The sequence below is a fragment of the Flavobacterium procerum genome (assembly GCF_042431625.1).
Lineage (GTDB): Bacteria > Bacteroidota > Bacteroidia > Flavobacteriales > Flavobacteriaceae > Flavobacterium > Flavobacterium procerum.
On sequence record NZ_JBHLYW010000009.1, the window covers coordinates 370,413 to 388,865 of the forward strand.

Annotated in this window: 14 protein-coding genes; 9 read left to right on the forward strand and 5 right to left on the reverse strand. The window is 34.7% G+C overall.

The window, feature by feature from the left end:
- Positions 1-6 precede the first annotated feature (6 nt).
- The 3 genes from ACFFLS_RS13035 to ACFFLS_RS13045 all read right to left on the reverse strand — a co-directional run bounded on the left by ACFFLS_RS13035 (position 7) and on the right by ACFFLS_RS13045 (position 5,515).
- A complete protein-coding gene (locus ACFFLS_RS13035) occupies positions 7-972 on the reverse strand; it encodes a glycoside hydrolase family 130 protein (RefSeq protein ID WP_306156296.1) in 966 nt (321 codons plus the stop codon).
- Positions 973-1,375: 403 nt separating this feature from the next.
- Positions 1,376-3,253, reverse strand: coding sequence for a sodium:solute symporter family protein (locus ACFFLS_RS13040; protein WP_379689435.1), 1,878 nt, complete (start codon positions 3,251-3,253; stop codon positions 1,376-1,378).
- 18 nt (positions 3,254-3,271) lie between these two features.
- On the reverse strand, positions 3,272-5,515 hold the full coding sequence (locus tag ACFFLS_RS13045; protein WP_379682017.1) for a GH92 family glycosyl hydrolase: 2,244 nt from the start codon (positions 5,513-5,515) through the stop codon (positions 3,272-3,274).
- A gap of 130 nt (positions 5,516-5,645) precedes the next feature.
- Between ACFFLS_RS13045 and ACFFLS_RS13050 the strand changes: the two genes are divergently transcribed.
- Entirely contained in the window at positions 5,646-6,704 is a 1,059-nt protein-coding gene (locus tag ACFFLS_RS13050; RefSeq protein WP_379682018.1) for a sensor histidine kinase, read from the forward strand.
- Positions 6,705-6,775: 71 nt separating this feature from the next.
- Entirely contained in the window at positions 6,776-7,489 is a 714-nt protein-coding gene (locus tag ACFFLS_RS13055; protein WP_379682019.1) for a LytR/AlgR family response regulator transcription factor, read from the forward strand.
- Positions 7,490-7,930: 441 nt separating this feature from the next.
- Here the strand turns inward: ACFFLS_RS13055 and nagB are convergent, their stop codons facing one another.
- Entirely contained in the window at positions 7,931-9,844 is a 1,914-nt protein-coding gene (gene nagB / locus ACFFLS_RS13060; RefSeq protein WP_379682020.1) for a glucosamine-6-phosphate deaminase, read from the reverse strand.
- Between the two features lie 146 nt (positions 9,845-9,990).
- Positions 9,991-12,084 (reverse strand): alpha-L-fucosidase, encoded by a 2,094-nt coding sequence (locus tag ACFFLS_RS13065; protein WP_379682021.1) that lies wholly within the window; start codon positions 12,082-12,084, stop codon positions 9,991-9,993.
- 182 nt (positions 12,085-12,266) lie between these two features.
- Here ACFFLS_RS13065 and ACFFLS_RS13070 point away from each other — a divergent pair, with 182 nt between their 5' ends.
- The 7 genes from ACFFLS_RS13070 (at position 12,267) to ACFFLS_RS13100 (ending at position 18,418) form a co-directional block, all read left to right on the forward strand.
- On the forward strand, positions 12,267-13,187 hold the full coding sequence (locus ACFFLS_RS13070; RefSeq protein WP_379682022.1) for a DUF1444 domain-containing protein: 921 nt from the start codon (positions 12,267-12,269) through the stop codon (positions 13,185-13,187).
- 113 nt (positions 13,188-13,300) lie between these two features.
- Complete coding sequence (locus tag ACFFLS_RS13075; protein WP_379682023.1) at positions 13,301-13,699, forward strand: VOC family protein; 399 nt, start codon at positions 13,301-13,303, stop codon at positions 13,697-13,699.
- An 894-nt stretch (positions 13,700-14,593) separates the two neighbouring features.
- The gene (locus ACFFLS_RS13080) at positions 14,594-15,133 is read left to right on the forward strand and encodes a phage tail protein (protein ID WP_379682024.1); all 540 of its coding nucleotides are present in this window, start codon (positions 14,594-14,596) and stop codon (positions 15,131-15,133) included.
- A gap of 53 nt (positions 15,134-15,186) precedes the next feature.
- Positions 15,187-15,729 carry a phage tail protein gene (locus tag ACFFLS_RS13085; protein WP_379682025.1) on the forward strand — a complete coding sequence of 181 codons (543 nt, stop codon included), beginning with the start codon at positions 15,187-15,189 and terminating at the stop codon, positions 15,727-15,729.
- 17 nt (positions 15,730-15,746) lie between these two features.
- Positions 15,747-16,289, forward strand: a complete 543-nt coding sequence (locus ACFFLS_RS13090) for a phage tail protein (RefSeq protein ID WP_379682026.1) — start codon at positions 15,747-15,749, stop codon at positions 16,287-16,289.
- Between the two features lie 63 nt (positions 16,290-16,352).
- Entirely contained in the window at positions 16,353-17,483 is a 1,131-nt protein-coding gene (locus tag ACFFLS_RS13095; protein ID WP_379689438.1) for a type 1 periplasmic-binding domain-containing protein, read from the forward strand.
- 71 nt (positions 17,484-17,554) lie between these two features.
- Positions 17,555-18,418 (forward strand): formyltransferase family protein, encoded by an 864-nt coding sequence (locus ACFFLS_RS13100; RefSeq protein WP_379682028.1) that lies wholly within the window; start codon positions 17,555-17,557, stop codon positions 18,416-18,418.
- Positions 18,419-18,453 lie beyond the last annotated feature (35 nt).

Consider the following 18,453-nt stretch of genomic DNA (forward strand, 5'->3'; position numbering starts at 1 on the left):
ATTATATTATAAACTATTTTCTTTTGTAAATTGGATTACTTCACTTAGTTTTCCGAAAGCGATTGCCACATGCGTATCTGCCGCACCATAATAAACTGCTAATTTATCTTCTTCTATACTGTGCAAAGCAGCACAAGGGAAAACTACGTTTGGTACATCTCCAACCATTTCATACGTTTCTGCTGGTCCTAATAAATAAGGCTGTGTTCTGTATTTTACTTGGTCTGGAGAATCAACATCTAAAAGAGCAGATCCCATTGCATAACGAAAACCATTGCAAGTATTGATAACTCCATGGTAGATCATTAACCATCCTTCGTCTGTCAAGATTGGAATTGGTCCTGCACCTACTTTTGTACATTGCCAAGCACTTTGCTCAAACGGACTTGGTTTCATCACCAATCTGTGTTCTCCCCAATATTTCATATCTGGACTGTAGCTAATCCATATATCTCCAAAAGGCGTATGTCCGTTATCACTTGGACGGCTTAACATTGCGTATTTTCCGTTGATTTTTTGTGGAAATAAAACTCCGTTTCTGTTGAATGGTAAAAAGGCATTTTCGCATTGGAAAAATTCTTTAAAGTCGAAAGTATAACCAATACCAATTGTTGGTCCGTTGTAACCATTACACCAAGTAATCCAGTAACGATCTTCGATCCAAACTACACGTGGATCGTATTTATAAGCAGATTCTATCATTTCTGTATTTCCAGATTTCATCTCAATTGGTTCGTGGTTAATGTCCCAATTGATACCATCTTTACTGAAACCAGCAAAAATATTCATCTGAACCGCTTTATTATCACATCTGAAAACCCCAGCATATCCATCTCCAAAAGGTACAACTGCACTATTGAATATACTGTTTGATGAAGGAATCGAATATCTGTCGATAATTGGATTCTCAGAATATCTCCACATTACATCTTTACTGTTTTCGGGTCTGTCTTGCCAAGGAATAGTACTCATTTTTTGTTTTTTTTATTTATTAGTTTTTTTATTCTTTTTATTCTAAAGCTTCTTTTTGTCATTTCGAGGAACGAGAAATCACACTAGAAGCTCCGTAATCTTTGTCGCCAATCTTTGTCGAGTTCCGAGTGTGATTTCTCGTTCCTCGAAATGACAAACTGTACGTAAAAACTTTGTCAAAGTTTTGAACTTTGACAAAATTGTTTCACATAACTTTACGGCCAATCTTGCGTTCCCGTAGTTGAAACTACGGGCTATGTTCAAAGCTATGTGTTAGAAACTAGTTTCTTTCTCTTCCCTTTTTCAAAATCTAAAAAATCTATGTCTCTATGTGTTTAATTTTTTATAGAATCAAAATAATTTCCTCTAAAATCTTGATTCTATACTCTTTATTCTATTTTCTTTATTCTTCTATCTTACGAACTCGGTCTAACCAAGTAAACTTCAACACAGTAGTCGTCACTAAGAAAACTACTAAAGCAACTCCCGCTTTTGGATAATCTCTAATGATGAAATAAATTGGAAGCAGAATCATGCTTGACTGCCAAACAATACCGATAATACAATTCATCATATCTAAATAGAAATCATTATTTTTTTGGAAAGACTGATCCTCATTTTTCAATTGTTTGTAAACTGGACTCCAAAATCCCCAAGGCCTAACATTGCTGTAGAACGATTTTAAGACTTCCATATCTGTTGGTTTGCTTAGGTAAGTTCCCAAAAGGCAACCTAAAATAGAGAATCCGAAAATTAATGGGAACAAATAAATTGACGGTACTTCTGAAAGCTGGTGTAAAAATGTTCCAGGAGCTAAGTTTCCTTTATTTTGATCTAAAACAAACTGAAGAGAAGCAGCCACTAATCCGCCAACCATTCCCCAGAAATATCCCCATCCGTTGAAACGCCACCAAATCCATTTTAAGAAGTTTGCGGCAACATATCCTCCGTATAAAGCACTTGTAATCCAAAGTGTTAATGAATTGATAGAATCTGCGAAGAATCCCATAAAAACTCCTAAACCAACCACTAAGAAAGAAGAGATCTGACTTACCTTAATATAATGTTTGTTTGAAGCAACTGGTTTAAAATATTTTTTATAAATATCATTTACAATATACGCTGGCCCTGCATTTACGAAAGCCGAGAATCCAGACATAAATGCTGCTAATAAACCTGCTAAAAGGATTCCCTTAATTCCAACCGGGATATAAAGATTGACCACTTTCGGCATTAATAATTCTAAATCTGCTCCTGTTAAGTTTACGTTTGCATTTAATTCCGGCGCTAAATTTACTAAAGCAATAACCACAATTCCTGTGATTAACAAATATCTTGGAATAAATAAAATCAAATTGGTAAAACCACTCATATAAGCCGCTTCTTTTACCGATTTTGTAGAAAGAACACGCTGTAAATCGTAACTTGGAGTTGGTCCCGCGACGCTGGCAAAGAATCCTTTGAACAAAGTCATTCCAATGAAAGCGCCAAACATTTTGTAACCTTCTGTATCAATTAATCTGTTGAATGTTTCGAATTTATCACTCCATTGTGTTTCAAATTCCCATCCGAAGAAAACATTTTTCCATTCTGGCGTAATAATCGAATTAATCTGAACATCTGTATAATTAATGAATGCATAACCAGCGATTAAAACTCCGGCAACAATCATAATAATATACTGAACAACTTCCGTTGCAACAACAGAAAACATTCCGCCTTTAACGGTATAAATTGTAGTCAAGAAAATGATTAACAAAGCATAAGCCTGTTCAGACGTTAAAAAAACAGAACCATTTAGATGAACTGTTAAATCCCAAGGAAGAATAATCGTTACAAATTTTCCGATTCCGACGAAGAAATAAGCGATAAACCCAATTGTTGAAATGATTGCAAAAATAGCAACAATAATATGTGATGCTTTTCCAGCTTTGTCACTTCCAAAACGAGTTAGAATCCATTCAGAACCTGTCATTACTTTTGATCTTCTAATCCAGACCGCAAGGAACATCATCACGAAAATCTGATTCCAAATCGGCCAGAGCCACATAAACATGAAGCTTTTTACCCCATACAAAAACAGAACTCCAATCATCCAGGAAGTTCCCGAAACATCAAACATTCCTGAGCCATTGCTCAATCCCAAAAAATACCATTTGATAGATTTCCCGCCAAGGAAATAATCGTCTAGCCCTTTCGATGCTTTTCTTGAAATCCAGATTCCTATACCAACCGAGAGTACGATATAGATTAAAATGATTGATACGTCAATAATGTTCATTAAATATTTATTTTTGAATTAGTTAGTCAAACCCCAGTTTTTGTTTGGCTGCGCTCCCATTACAAAATGAAGCACACCGCCTTTTAGCATATCTTGGTGAGAGATTGCTGTTTTATTAAATGCTTTTCCGTTTAAAGTTGCCGATTGGATATAGAAATTCTTGTCTGAAACATTTTCTGCTTCGATTACAAAAGTTTTTCCGTTTGGAAGATTCAAAGTTGATTTCTCGAAAATCGGACTTCCAATTTCATATTCTCCAGAAGCTGGATTCATAGGATATAATCCCATTGAGCTGAATACGTACCAAGCCGACATTTGTCCACAGTCTTCGTTTCCGCTCAAACCGTTTGCTGTTGTATTGTATTGCGTATCTAAAATATGACGCACCCAATATTGCGTTCTCCAAGGCTGACCAGCGTGATTGAACATATAAGCGATATGGTGGCTAGGTTCGTTTCCGTGCGCATATTGTCCGATCAAACCAGAAATATCTGCCGAAACATTGTTTCCTGTAATTTCTGAACTTTCTGTAAATAACTGTTCTAAACGTTTTGTGAAAATGTCATTTCCTCCGTGAAGCTTGATAAAATTGTCAACGTTATGAGGCACAAACCAGCTGTGTTGCCAAGCATTTCCTTCTGTATAATCGGTGTGTTCTCTGTGGTTTGAGTGTTTTGGATCAAAAGGTTCGTTCCAAGATTTTCCATCTTCGGATTTTCCTCTCATAAAACCAGATTTTGCATCAAACAAATATTCGTAAGCTTTTGCTCGTTTAGAGAAAAACTCATAATCAGCTTGTTTTCCTAATGCTTTTGCCATCTGTGCTATACACCAATCGTCGTAAGCATATTCTAAAGTAATCGTAACCGATTCATCTAATAAGTTGTACGGAATATAACCGTATTTTTTGTAGAAATTTAATCCGCGTTCGTCTTGCATCATGGTTGCTTTCATAGCTTCGAAAGCTTTTTCTGCATCAAAACCTTTAATGCCTTTTAAATAAGCATCTACAATAACTGGAATCGAATGATATCCTGTCATGGTATTGGTTTCATTAGCATATAATGTCCAAACCGGAAGTATTTTTTTAGTTTCGTAATATGCCAACATGGAGTTCACCATATCTGAAACTCTATTAGGGTCTAAAATGGTAAGCAACGGATTTTCAGCTCTAAAAGTATCCCAAAGCGATAAAGTTGAATAAGCTGTGTAATTTTTTGAAGTAACGATTTTATCGTCTTCAGTTCTAAATTGTCCGTTTTTGTCACTGTACGTAACTGGCGCAACTTGAGCGTGATATAAAGATGTATAGAAAATCGTTTTAAGAGAATCAACTGGTGTTTCTACCGTAATTTTGCTTAAAGCAGTATTCCATTCAGAAAAAGCATCCGTTTTTACCTTTGCGAATTCTTTGTTTTCTTTATCTAAATTATCTTTCGCATTAGCGATACTAACAGAAGAAAGCGCCACTTTTACGCCTAATTCTTTAGAATTTTTAGAATCGAAAAACAATTGCAAGGCTGTATTTTCACCTTCTGCAGTTTTAGCTGAAACTACTTTTTTATCAGCAATAAGAATTGATTCTGTAATGGGTTTAGAAAACTTTGCAACAAAAAAAACTTTTTGATTTTTTGCCCATCCAGTGCTGAAACGGTAACCGCTGATGGTGTTTTCGTCTTCAATTGTAAGAGCTGTTTTTGTCGCTTTGTCCCAGTTAATGGCAAAACCTAAATCGACAACAACAGATTGCGTATCATTATTATTATAGGTATATTTATGGTATGCAGTTCTCTGTGTAGATGTTAATTCTACATTGATTTTAGGATCTTCAAGAAAAACTTGGTAATAACCCGGTATTGCTTTTTCGTTAGCATGATTATATTTTGATTTATACGGTAAGAAATCGCGTGAAGCGGCTTTGGCGGTTAAGTCTAACTTTTTGTTTGTCGGCATAAATAAAATATCTGCCAAATCACCGATTCCTGTCCCGCTTAAATGTAAATGACTAAATCCGGAAACTAAAGAGTCAGAATAATGATAGCCAGAACACCAATCCCAACTCGAAATTCCATTATCTGGACTCACTTGCAGCATTCCAAATGGAACTGTTGCTCCCGGATACGTATGTCCGTGACCGCCAGTACCTATAAAAGGATCTGCATAATTTGCTGCAAAACTTTGTCGATGTTGATTTTTATCTACATTTATTTTGCAACTTGCAATAAAAATTACCGTGAAAGACAGCAGAGTAATTTTCTTCATATCAAAACAATATTAATTTAACTTTAAATTTAGATAAACGAGACTTTTATCAAAATAAATTTAGACGGACGACATTTAAACAGCCCTAAACATCAAAAAAAGACAACAAACGACACTCTAAACCAACAATATGATTTTTAACTCAAGCAAACCTTATAGCTTACCTACACGATATCACATTTACTTTTGGCTTACCTATTTCTTGTTTAACACTTTTAGATGGGGAAGCTATTTCAACGATTATGTCTACTCGTTAAAAACGACTTTGTTGGGGTTTCCGATTCATATGGCATTATGTTACCTTAACATTCTGGTATTGATGCCTAATTTGGTTTACCGCAAAAAATATATTCCCTACATCATAACGGTCATGTCTGCTATTTTTGTGATGGTTGTTATAAAATTTAATTTGACTTATCTGTTGATTACGCATGACGTTTGGCCAGAAGGCCCGAAAACCATCAATACGCTGACGCTAAATTATACAATAGATATGATGATGGGAGAATTATATGTGATGACTTTTGTAACAGCAATTAAAATTACGCTTGATCTTTTGCAAGAACAAAGACGTGTAACCGATTTGGAAAAATCACAATTAGAGACAGAATTGCTTTTTCTAAAATCTCAAATCTCACCACACTTTTTCTTTAATACCTTAAATAATATCTATTCGCTTTCCGTAGAAAAGTCAAACAAAACCCCTAAAATAGTGCTAAAGCTTTCCGAATTAATGCGCTATATGCTTTATGAAACAAAAGAAAAGAAACAATCTTTGGAAAACGAAATTCTCTGCATTCAAAATTATCTTGATTTGGAAAGAATTAGAAACGGCGAACGCCTAGAAGTCAATATGTATATTTCTGGAGATATTCACGACAAAGAAATTTCACCAGTATTGCTGTTGACTTTCGTCGAAAATGCCTTCAAACATGGCGTAAACAAAAATACCGGAAACGTTATTATCGATATTAATTTTAAGGTAAAAGGCGACTATCTTTATTTCATTATTTCAAATCCGATGCCCGAAATCACCAAACACAAAGACAACTTAAATATCGCAAGCGGAATTGGTATTGAGAACGTTAAAAAAAGACTTGAACTCGGGTATAATAAAAATGACTATAAGCTTTCATTTAAAAATAAAAAGAATATTTTTGTTGTTAAACTAGCAATTAAAGTCACTTAAAGCCCATTTTCTGCCTTTTTTTAAAACTATACCTACTAAAAATCAGTACCGGCCCAAAAACAACAGAAAAAATGAAAATAAAGTGTTTGATTATCGATGATGAGCCATTGGCAATAAACGTTATAAAAAACTATATAGAACAAATTGAGGATTTAGAATTGATAAATACTTTCAGTAATTCTATAGAGGGATTGAATTTTTTAAAAAACAATGCTATTGATGTCATTTTCCTTGACATCAACATGCCTGTTTTGGATGGTATTAATTTTATTAAAAGTTTAGAAAATCCGCCTTTGCTAATCATAACAAGCGCTTACGACCAGTTTGCAATTGAGACTTACGAACTTGATGTTTTAGATTACTTAGTAAAACCGATTGAGTTTCCGAGACTGATGAAAGCAGTCAACAAAATCAACAAACGCCTTAATAACACAAGTAAACTTCCACAGGAAAACAGTAAAGAAAATCCTTTTATCTTCGTGAAAATCGACAAGAAGAAAATGAAGAAAATTTTCTTAAATGAGATTTTAGTGATCGAAAGCTTAAAAGACTATTTAAAAATCAGCACGACATCTGGAAAATTTATCATTCACAGCACTTTATCTGATTTTACAAGCTTACTTCCTGAAAGAGATTTTATCAGAATTCACAGATCCTACACAATTGCTATTGACAAAATAGATGCTGTTGAAGGGAACAGCATTGAAATTGAAGGACTTAGATACGTAATTGGAAGATCCTATATTGACGAAGTAAAACAAAAGATTTTGAATTCTTCTATATAGGTTTTTACCGCAAATACACAAGGTTTACGCAAAATTCTCTAAGATTTATTTAGCCACAGATTAAAAAGATTAAATGGATTTAAATATCTGTGTAAATCTTTTTATTCTGTGGCTAGCTTTTTATATAAGCATTTCCACAATTTATTCAGAACATAGCCCAAGGTTTCAACCTTGGGTACGTATCGTGTTCCAATCTTTTTATACCCAAGGTGAAAACCTTCGCTATGTTTTAGAGTTCGCAAAGTTTATTTAAAGCTTTGCGAACTTTTTTATTTACTTGTGAATATCTATATAAAATAACCTTAGCGAACTTTGTGCAATCTTAGGGTCTTTGCGGTTAAAAAAACAAAATAAAAAATGCAGCCAACCACGGCTGCATTTTCCCTCAATTATAGGTAACTAACCAAATAAACCATGAAAGTCTATTTATCTTTATGACGGCTAAAAATGATAACGCTTAAAAGCTTCTATCGCAGAATAATCTGCAAGCCCTAGGTCATGGTATTTTTTTGCTGTCAATCTATTTCTGTCTTCTACTCGTACCCAAAACTCTCTACTGTCATCACCTTGAAACATAACGCCGTCTTTTTGAGACTGGTGATAAAAAATTGCATGTCGTTTCTTTAAAACTTGGTCAGGACTCATTGGTACTGCCATGTCAATCTGGTACGATTCCCATTCATGCCACGCGCCTCTGTAAAGCCAAACCCAGCATTCATTCATAAAGCTTTTTTGTTTTAGTCTTTTCAAAGCTTCAAACAAGCTGTCAAGACAAACCTTATGAGTTCCATGCGGATCTGCCAAATCTCCGGCAGCATAAATTTGATGCGGTTTTATTCTTTCAATAATATCGCACATAATGTCGATATCTGCATCCGAAAGATTATTCTTTTTAACAGTTCCCGTTTCATAAAACGGCAAATCTAAAAAGTTTACATTAGAATCAGGAAGACCCAAATAACGAGTGGCACCGTATGATTCACTTCTTCTTATTAATCCTTTTAATTTTCTGACTTCCAATGAATCAATCTCATTTCCTGTTCTGTTTTTCAAGAAACCAATAATTTCTTCTGAAACAGCAGAACCCGGATTTAAGGCTTTTGAAATCTCAGCAAACTTTAAGGCTTCTTCATTAGAAACCGCAATATTTCCTGAAGTCTGATATGCAATATGCACGTCATGTCCCTGCTCTACCAAACGATCAAAAGTTCCTCCCATCGAAATCACATCATCATCTGGATGTGGACTAAAAATGATAATTCTTTTTTTCTCCGGCGTAGAACGTTCTGGTCTGTAAGTATCATCAGCATTTGGTTTTCCGCCTGGCCAACCCGTAATGGTCTGTTGCATTTTATTAAACATCTTAATGTTCAAATCATATGCAGTCCCTTCTTCTGTTAAAAGACTAGACATTCCATTATCATTATAATCTTTATCTGTAAGCTTTAAAAACGGCTTTTTAGTCAACTCACTTAACCAAGCCACCGCTTTAAGCTTTAATTCATCTGTCCAAATACAAGACTTAACCAGCCAAGGTGTTTTTACTCTTGTTAACTCTGACGAAGCTTCTGTATCTAAAACAAAGGTCGTATTTTGATGTTCCTGCAGATATGTCGCCGGAACACGAGAAGAAATCTCGCCTTCGATAGTTTTCTTTATAATTCCCGCTTTGCTGATTCCCCAGCCAAGCAGTACAATTCTTTTTGCATTTCTAACCGTTCCGATTCCCATTGTAATCGCTTTTCTCGGAACATTATCGATTCCTAAAAAAGAAGAAGCGGCATCAACACGAGTTAAATGGTCTAATGTAATGCTTCTGGTTCCCGAATTAACATGAGAACCTGGCTCATTAAAACCGATATGTCCTGTTCTTCCAATTCCTAAAAGCTGGAAATCCAGTCCGCCGTACGATTTGATTTTCATTTCATAATCAATACAATACTGTTGCAACTCTTCATTAGTAACCTGTCCATCCGGAATATTAATGTTCTCCGGAAGAATATTCACATGATTAAAAAGATGCTCATGCATAAAATGATAATAACTCTGAATGTCGTTTTTATCCATCGGATAATATTCATCCAAATTGAAAGTGACTACGTTGGCAAAACTTAATCCTTCCTCTTTATGCATTCTTACCAGTTCTTCGTAAACTTTGATTGGCGAAGATCCTGTAGCCAAACCTAAAACACAAGCTTCGTTTAATTCATTTTTACGCTGAATTAAATTTGCGATTTCTTGTGCCACCAATAATGAAGCCTCCTGCGACGATTCGAAGATAACATTATGAATTCGCTCAAAACGAGTTTCTTCAAACTTCCCTGCTTCTCTAAAACCTATGTCTTCTTTAATCATCTGCTATCGGGTTCATTTAATTAATGCAAGATAAAAGTAAAGTTTAATTCTCCCCTGCAATTAAAAATTCGACTAATAACCATTGTTGTTCGGCAAAAGACAAAATATGAAATATAAAGCCGATTCAGATTTCAAAAAACACTTAATTATTCTACGACTCCAATTTCGGCAATCGAAACACTTTGGCTTTTTCCTACGCCTGCTGTAGCTGTAAATCTTAAAAATCTTGCTTTAACCGCAGCAAAACTCTTAATTTGTTCGATTGGGTTGTGTTTGATATTAGAGAACTCTCCTTCAGATTGTTTTGTCCAAGTATTATTATCTAAACTTGTCTCGAATTCGTAGTTCGAAATAAGATTCAGATTATTACCAACCTGCTGTGGCATATAAGTAAAACCTTTTATTTCCAATTCCTCGCCCATATCGATAATTATGGTTTGAGGAAGTTTGTCTTTCTCATTTCCAAAACCCCAGTCCGTAACCGGATTTCCGTCTATTATTCTTTCTGCCGATTTCTGATCACCGCTTGAAACCGAAACGATATTCCATTTTTCTTTAGAAACTCCATACTTTGCCGTTTTTATAGCACTATTTACTTTTTCTTTTTCATTTCTGGCTATAGCTTTAATCTCAACAGCTTTACTGTAAACAAACGGTTTTTTGTACAGCTCGCTTTTTACTGAAGGATTTTTTCCGTCAAGCGAATAATAAACAGCATTCCCATCTTCCGATTTAATCGTTACAAGACCATTTTTATCTCTGAAAATTTGCGGTTCCTTTACAAAAGTCGGAGCATTATAAGCTTGAATTTCACTAATTACAAAACCAGCTTTTGCATCCAAAATATTGATACGCAATGCCGATGCTGTAACGCGGTCAAATCGCAGAATTCTTTTATAGCCAATTGTAGTTTCGTTTGCAATTGTTTTCCATTGTCCATTAACATTGGCTTCAACAGAAAATGATTTTATACGTTGTCCTAGTTTAATGTATTCCTGTAACAAAAGTCGGTTTAAAGGAATCGGTTTTTTAAAGGTAAACTCGACCGAAGCTTGTTTTACTTTATCGTCTGTCGCCCAATAAGTATTTTTATTTCCGTCGATAAGATTCTGTGGTCCAAAATCAGAACTATTTCCTCTTGTATTAGAAGCCTGAACATTTGTACCTGCTAATAATTCTTTTTTGAAATCAGCTTTAATGACAGCCACGAGTTCTTTCAATCTTGCTTCGTCATTTTCGTGAACCAATCCGCGTTTGTCAACAGGAAGATTCAGTAATAAAGTGGCATTTCGCCCAATGGATTCGTAATAAATATCGACCATTTCGTCAAGCGGACGCACCTTGTCATCTTCTACAGAATGATAAAACCATCCTGGCCTGATTGAAACATCGGCTTCTCCTGGGACCCATTTTTCGCCGTCTTCATGTCCAGACATAAATTCGGTATAATGCACTTTCCCTGCCAATTCATCTTTTTGGCGAAGCAAAGACCAGTTGGTTTTTCCTGCTCTACCTTCCTCATTTCCAATCCATCTAGCTTCAGAAGGACCAACGCCCCAAACCAATGTTTTTGGCGCTATGCTATAAATTAATTTATAGGTATCATCCCAGTTGTAATAAGTTAACGAATTGATTTTCCTCGTTTCATTGGCGCCACCATAGTAGCCATCGCCGCCATTTGCACCATCAAACCACATTTCAAATACATCTCCATAATTAGTCAATAGTTCTTTCAGCTGATTTCTGAAATAGGTAATATATTCGGGTTTTCCGTATTCTGAATGATTCCTGTCCCAAGGAGAAAGGTACAAACCAAGTTTTAGATCGTATTCACGACAAGCTTCTGCCAGTTCTTTAACCAAATCTCCTTTTCCATCTTTCCATGGAGAATTTTTCACAGAACGTTCGGTATAAGCAGAAGGCCATAAACAAAATCCGTCATGATGTTTTGCTACCAAAATGATACCTTTCATTCCGGCGTTTTTTACAATACGTGCCCATTGACGTACGTCTAGATTTGTCGGATTAAACAAGTCTGGCGATTCATCTCCGTAACCCCATTCTTTATTTGTAAAAGTATTGAGCGAAAAATGCACAAAAGCGTAAAACTCCATTTCCTGCCAATCAATTTGTTTTTGAGTCGGAATTGGACCAAAAGCTTTTGGCGCATTTGCTAATTCCTGACCAAATCCGGATGAAACGAAACCGAAAAGACATACGGAAAGGATAAAGTTCTTCATTGCTTATCTGTTTAAAATAGTCTGAACGATAAATGTAATGTAATTTATAATTTGAATAAATACAATTTCGACCAATGACTGTTTTTAAAGAGTCTTGGAAAAATATTAGTGATAAATTAATCTATTTTCTATAAATGCATTAGGACAAAATGGTATATTAGCTTTTAGATAAAAAACGTAAAATGGGATTTTTTGATATTTTTAAGAAGAAAAAAGGTTTCGATCTTCCGAGCATGTATAAAGGAATTGTAAATCGCGATCAATACAATTTGATCATGCAGACCGCTATACAATATCATCAGGAAAAAAGTTTTACAATTACTAAAATAGACGAAGGAGAAATTGTTATTGAAGACAACGGAGACAAAGAACACCGATATTTAGATAATCTGGTTCGGAATTTGGCTTCGTATGATCCCGAAGATTGGAAAAATGCCATTTACGAGCATTTCGATAAATTAAAATACAATTCGGCAGCTTTCGATTATCTCTATAAAGACTTTAGTTATGCCGCACAATTTTTACGGGTTTTAGTAAAAGGACCGACTTTTAATTTTCCGGCTGAGCTCGGTGAATACATCTCAAGGGTAGATTTCCCAGAAACGAATACATTTCTAATCTTAGAATTTGAAGGACAATTTCATTACGTCAGAAAAGAAGATATCTTAGAGTGGGAAAAAACCGAAGAAGAACTATTTGAAATAGCATTGGATAATATTCCTGAAAACGAAATCGAAACCAACGAATATGACCTAAACGATCAATTTAAACTTTTCATTTTCTTTAGTGGCGATTATGCAGCATCCTATATTTTAAATTTAAAGGAAAAAGCAGATTATGTAATTGGAAATTATGGAACATTACTCGCAATTCCGACAAAGGGAACTGTATACACGCATCCGATTGAAAAAGGGAATATTTTGGAACTCATTACAATTTTAGGTCCGACAATTGCGAAATTTTACAATGAAGACCCAGGAAATATTACACTTAATTATTACTGGTATTACAATGATAAATTTGAAGTTTTCCCAATCGGACAAGACTCAGACGGTTATTTCATAAGCCTGCCCGAAAACTTACACAAGCTCTTAAATAACTGATTTGCGAGTCCTCTCTTTTTTATAAAAAAATGTAAAAAATAAATTTTCAAACATAACAAAACCAAACAGTTAAAATCATAATTTTAGGTTCTATCATCTGTAAAGTAAATAAAATGGAAACTAAAATGATTTGGGCAAACTTTGCCTCAGCAAATCTCAAAACTACAATTGATTTTTACACTAAACTTGGTTTTGAATATAATGGAACACATAGTTCCGATGAAATAGCAAGTTTTTTGTTTGGTGAAAATAAATTCATCATCAACTTCTTTACAAAAGAAAGACTCAAAGATGAACGAAATGGAGCTGTTGGAAACTGGGAAAATCAAAACGAAATTATCTTTTCGCTTTCTGCAAAAAGTAAGGACGAAGTAGACCATTGGCGAGCAAAAATACTCAATGCTGGCGGAACAGTTTTTTCGGAGCCACAAAACTATCTACAAGGCTATACATTCTGCTTTTCTGACCCGGATGATCACAAATTCAATGTGTTATACTGGCCTGGAATGTAAAATATTAAGTATTTTATCCATGAAATCTTTGCTTTTTAAGATTTTTTTTGAATTTCTAGAATCAACGCATCTCTTTCTAATTACAAACTGCTGTATTCCAGCAATAATAAGCCCTCACTTCTCTTTAAGGCCCCATTTTTAAATTGAAAACTACTAATTTTCAATTTTAATAAAAAGACATATTTTTTTATGTCAATCTTCTTTACAACTACCTAAAATACTGTTTTTAACCATTTTAACATCTTAACAAACAAAAATATAAGAAAAACACATAAAAAAGTTAAAAAGAGTAAAAACCTACAAAATCAGGTATAAATACCTATCTTTAAGATACTTATTGTTGCTAATTTAGCAAAATATTAACACTGGTAATCAGTAAAATACCCAGTTTTTTTAACAAACGGAATCGGTTATTAATACAATTTCAAAAGGCAATAGTACTATCCTAAATTTTAAAAAATTATGATTGAAATTTACTTTGAAAAAGCTCCCTTTTTTTATTTTGTTTCCTCGCTTCGGTTTGAAAAACCCGTAATTACTTAATCTCATAAAACTTGTTTAACAAGAACGTATTCTGTAAGTTATTACAAAAATTAAGTACTGAAATTACATTTTGCAACATTGAATTGTTGGGATTACTATAAAAAGTAATTTCATAACATAAAAAACCCATTTCATAACATTTTTTTCCTGCTCAGAGTTTTAGAAATCTAATTTTAAACCTGAGATAGGTTCATAAAACTGAATTCGTAATTCAATTTTGTACTAAAATCGCTTTTAATATTATTTTTTTAATAGGTATTTATAACTCAATATAAAATAAAGACTTATTAAATTAAGACGACAATAAAAATTAATCTTATAACTAAAATTAACCTATTTAACTAAAAAATTATGGATGGAACAATTGGAGAAATTCGCCTATTTGCTGCCACTTTCGCCCCAAGAAGCTGGGCATTTTGTTTTGGACAGATTGTTGCAATACAAACCAATACAGCATTATTTTCTATATTAGGAACCACTTATGGAGGAAATGGATCTTCTACTTTTGGTCTTCCTAATTTTGCTGGTCGTCTAGCCGTAGGAGCTGGAACTGGAGCCGGTTTATCATCTTATGTAGCTGGTGAATCATTTGGAACTAATACTTCAACATTACTTCTTTCAAATCTTCCTAATCACACGCATGCTACCACAGCGAGTGTTACAATTCCTGTTTATCCTGACTTTGGGGAACTTGGAACGCCAAATGGCAATATTCTCGCTTCTAAAAGCAACATGTACAATACAGTACAAGGAGATGACGATATGAAGACCGCCTCTTTTAATCTAACACTTGCGCCTGCAGGCGGAAATACTCCTATAAGTATCACGCAACCAGTAATTGGAATGAATTATATTATTTGTTTAGCGGGAATCTTCCCATCTCGCAATTAATATTTATTCGACAAAAAACAATTTTACTAACAAAAAACTAAAAATTTTAATTCATGGAAGGATATATATCAGAAATACGTCTATTTGCCGGAAATTTTGCACCAAGAGGGTGGATGTTCTGCGCAGGAGGAACATTAAGCATTAATGATTATACACCTCTTTTTGCCTTAATCGGAACAACATTTGGAGGTAATGGCCAAACTAATTTCAAATTACCTGATCTTCAAGGTCGTGTTCCTGTAGGTAATGGTCAGAGACCAGGAGGACAAAACATCGTAGTGGGTCAAGTAGGAGGCACAGAAACCGTAACTATGAGCATTAATCAGATGCCTGCACATACACACGGGTCTACAACAAGCACCATTTCAATTCCAACCTATAGCGGGGCTGGTACTACTGCTTCGCCATCTGGCAATGTTTTAGCAGCTTTAAGTGGTGCATATTCAGCAGAAGCTCCTGATGGTACTTTAAAACCGGTTGCCACACCAATCGCTGTTACCGCTGCAGGAGGCACACAGCCATTTCAAATTCTGCAACCTACACTAGTTACTAACTACATCATTTGTGTAGAAGGTATTTTCCCATCTAGAAACTAAACACTAAAACCAAAATCATGGAAGGAACAATCTCAGAAATTCGATTATTTGCTGCAAACTTTGCCCCAAGATTCTGGGCATACTGTGCAGGTCAGCTTCTTAGTATCAATTCAAACCAAGCCTTATTTAGTCTTTTAGGTACTACATACGGCGGAAATGGTGTTACCAATTTTGCATTACCCGATTTTAGAGGAAGAAGTGCAGTTGGAACAGGCACACCTCCAGGAGGCATTACTCAATTTCCACTAGGTGTAGTTACTGGTACAGAAACGGTGACCGCAACAGTTCAAAATCTACCGCAACATACCCATCTAGCAACAGGCAGCTTTACAATGAAAGCTTATGCCGATACTGGAGATACTGCTGCACCACAAAATGCTAATCTGGCTTCTATAGAAAATCTTTATTCTGATAAAACACCAGACAGTGCATTAAAGCCTGTAACACCTACAGTGTCGGTAGCCACAGCAGGTGGCAATCAGCCAATTTCTATTCAGCAACCTTATTTAGGGATAAGCTATATTATTTGCCTTCAAGGAATATTTCCTTCAAGAAATTAATGGCTTATATCTGTTAGCGCTCTTTATGAGTAGTTTGTTTTTAATTATCTACCAAAATCATTTATGAAAATAGCTATACTCTTGCCCCGATCTGTCATTTACCCTTCAATGTCCTTTGATATCATGGACGGTTTTAAATCTTCCCTAAAAAAAATGGGACATGAGGAAAAACACGAAATTGTCACAGCCAGTATAGGACTTGGTTCTGATAATAAAGAAATTTATTCCTGCAGCGAACAATTGCTGTTTAGTAATACAGATATTATTATCGCTTACATAAATCCCGATACTGCAGAATTTATACAACCACTTTTTGAAAGTTCGGGTAAGTTACTTATCGTACTGGATAGCGGTTATCATTTTCAAAATTTTGAGAAAAAAATACCAAATGTTTACTTTATCTCACTTCAAAATGGTTTATGCTCCCGCTTAATTGTTCGAAAAGCTATAGAAGAAGGCAATCAAGATTTTGCTTTTACCTGTTCTTTTTATGATGCTGGATATCGTCCTCCTTATACTTTTTCAACAGCAATTGAAGACAATGGAGGTTCTCTACATTACAATCATGTTACATCATTAAAAAGAGTTGATTTTAATTTAGATCCGTTGGAAGAATTTCTGGAACAAAACGATAATGTTTCTTTATTGGCTTCTTTTTGTGGTGACATGACCGAAGATTTTTTTAGAGAATCATCAAAACTAAAAAACATCGCTTCCCGCAAAACTTATGCAAGCGGTTTTACTGCAGAAGAATCCTGGTTAAGCAAAATCGCTTACCCTGGATACAATTGGAGCTGTGCTATACCATGGTCTGTCAATTTAAAAACTAATGAAAATGAAGAGTTTGTAACCGTAATGAAAAATATCCGTGAACAGAAAGCGAACTTCTTTTCTCTTTTAGGATGGGAAGCAGGTTTGTTTATAGCAAATTCAAACGGTCAGTCTTTAGATCAGGTTACTATTGATTCTCCAAGGGGAAAAGTATATTTCAATCCAAATACTGGTTTCTCAGAAGCTCCTGTATATTATGCAACAGTAACAAAAAATGAAGAAAACGGAAACTGTATTTTAGAAAACATAACTGAAGTTACTGATTTAGACGAAGAACGTAGTCGCTTATATCAACATGTCCTAGCTATTCAGAACACTCCCGCTAATTCTTGGTTAAACTCTTATGCCTGTTTAGACTCATGAATCCGATACGCGACATAGTAGTTTTGTGCAATAATCGAATGGCTTTCGCAGCTATCCAAACACTTTATAGTATGGGTAGACTTCATACAATAGGCGTTCCTGCCGAAAATGAAGATGTAAAAGCTTTTTGTTCTGTTTTTGCCGCAAAAGCCGGAGTCAATCTAGTATGGGTTGAGAAAACCAAGTTACAACTTCAACTACAGGAAATCATAAAAAGCAGCAATGCTAAATTTATTTTTACAATGACATTTCCATGGAAAATTCCAGAAGAAATCATTCAAAAAAATCCAAACCTGTTTTATAATTTCCATTATGGACTATTACCTGAAATGCGTGGCGTAGATCCTGTTTTTGAATCAATAAGAAAACAAAAAGACGAAACAGGAATCTCTATACATGTGATTGAGAAGGAAATTGACAAAGGAAAAATAATTCTTAAGAAAACTTTACCACTTCATTCCGATTTAACACACGGAATGTTATGTACCAATTTATCTTATTTGGCTTCTTACATCTTGCCCGAGTTACTTATTTTATTGAATATAAATGACACAGGCATCAATCAGGATGAGACTTTAGCTCAATACTATAAAAAACCAACTATTGCAGATGTTAGCATTCAATGGGAAAAACAGGATTCAAAATCCATACAAGCTTTGGTAAATGCTTGCAATCCTTGGAACAAAGGAGCCTATACACAATGGAATGGTTTAAACATTCGCCTTTTAGAAGTTTCTCAAACTAATGTAGTCTCAAATAACACAAGCAATCCGGGAACTATTTTAGAAATAAATGAAAACAACGGCTTAATAATACAATGTTATGATAATACCCTTCTACGTATAAATACTGTTTATACAGATGAAGGTTTTATGAGTGGGCATAAATTGCTCGCTTTTGGTCTAAAAAATGGCGAGCAATTTGCCTCCTTATAATTAAACTATCTTATTATGAAACATTTTTACTCACA

Bases quoted from the DNA above. Each gene is read 5' to 3' on its own strand.
- ACFFLS_RS13035 (WP_306156296.1), bottom strand. From the start codon at position 972: ATGAGTACTATTCCTTGGCAAGACAGACCCGAAAACAGTAAAGATGTA.
- ACFFLS_RS13040 (WP_379689435.1), bottom strand. From the start codon at position 3,253: ATGAACATTATTGACGTATCAATCATTTTAATCTATATCGTACTCTCG.
- ACFFLS_RS13045 (WP_379682017.1), bottom strand. From the start codon at position 5,515: ATGAAGAAAATTACTCTGCTGTCTTTCACGGTAATTTTTATTGCAAGT.
- ACFFLS_RS13050 (WP_379682018.1), top strand. From the start codon at position 5,646: ATGATTTTTAACTCAAGCAAACCTTATAGCTTACCTACACGATATCAC.
- ACFFLS_RS13055 (WP_379682019.1), top strand. From the start codon at position 6,776: ATGAAAATAAAGTGTTTGATTATCGATGATGAGCCATTGGCAATAAAC.
- nagB (WP_379682020.1), bottom strand. From the start codon at position 9,844: ATGATTAAAGAAGACATAGGTTTTAGAGAAGCAGGGAAGTTTGAAGAA.
- ACFFLS_RS13065 (WP_379682021.1), bottom strand. From the start codon at position 12,084: ATGAAGAACTTTATCCTTTCCGTATGTCTTTTCGGTTTCGTTTCATCC.
- ACFFLS_RS13070 (WP_379682022.1), top strand. From the start codon at position 12,267: ATGGGATTTTTTGATATTTTTAAGAAGAAAAAAGGTTTCGATCTTCCG.
- ACFFLS_RS13075 (WP_379682023.1), top strand. From the start codon at position 13,301: ATGGAAACTAAAATGATTTGGGCAAACTTTGCCTCAGCAAATCTCAAA.
- ACFFLS_RS13080 (WP_379682024.1), top strand. From the start codon at position 14,594: ATGGATGGAACAATTGGAGAAATTCGCCTATTTGCTGCCACTTTCGCC.
- ACFFLS_RS13085 (WP_379682025.1), top strand. From the start codon at position 15,187: ATGGAAGGATATATATCAGAAATACGTCTATTTGCCGGAAATTTTGCA.
- ACFFLS_RS13090 (WP_379682026.1), top strand. From the start codon at position 15,747: ATGGAAGGAACAATCTCAGAAATTCGATTATTTGCTGCAAACTTTGCC.
- ACFFLS_RS13095 (WP_379689438.1), top strand. From the start codon at position 16,353: ATGAAAATAGCTATACTCTTGCCCCGATCTGTCATTTACCCTTCAATG.
- ACFFLS_RS13100 (WP_379682028.1), top strand. From the start codon at position 17,555: ATGGGTAGACTTCATACAATAGGCGTTCCTGCCGAAAATGAAGATGTA.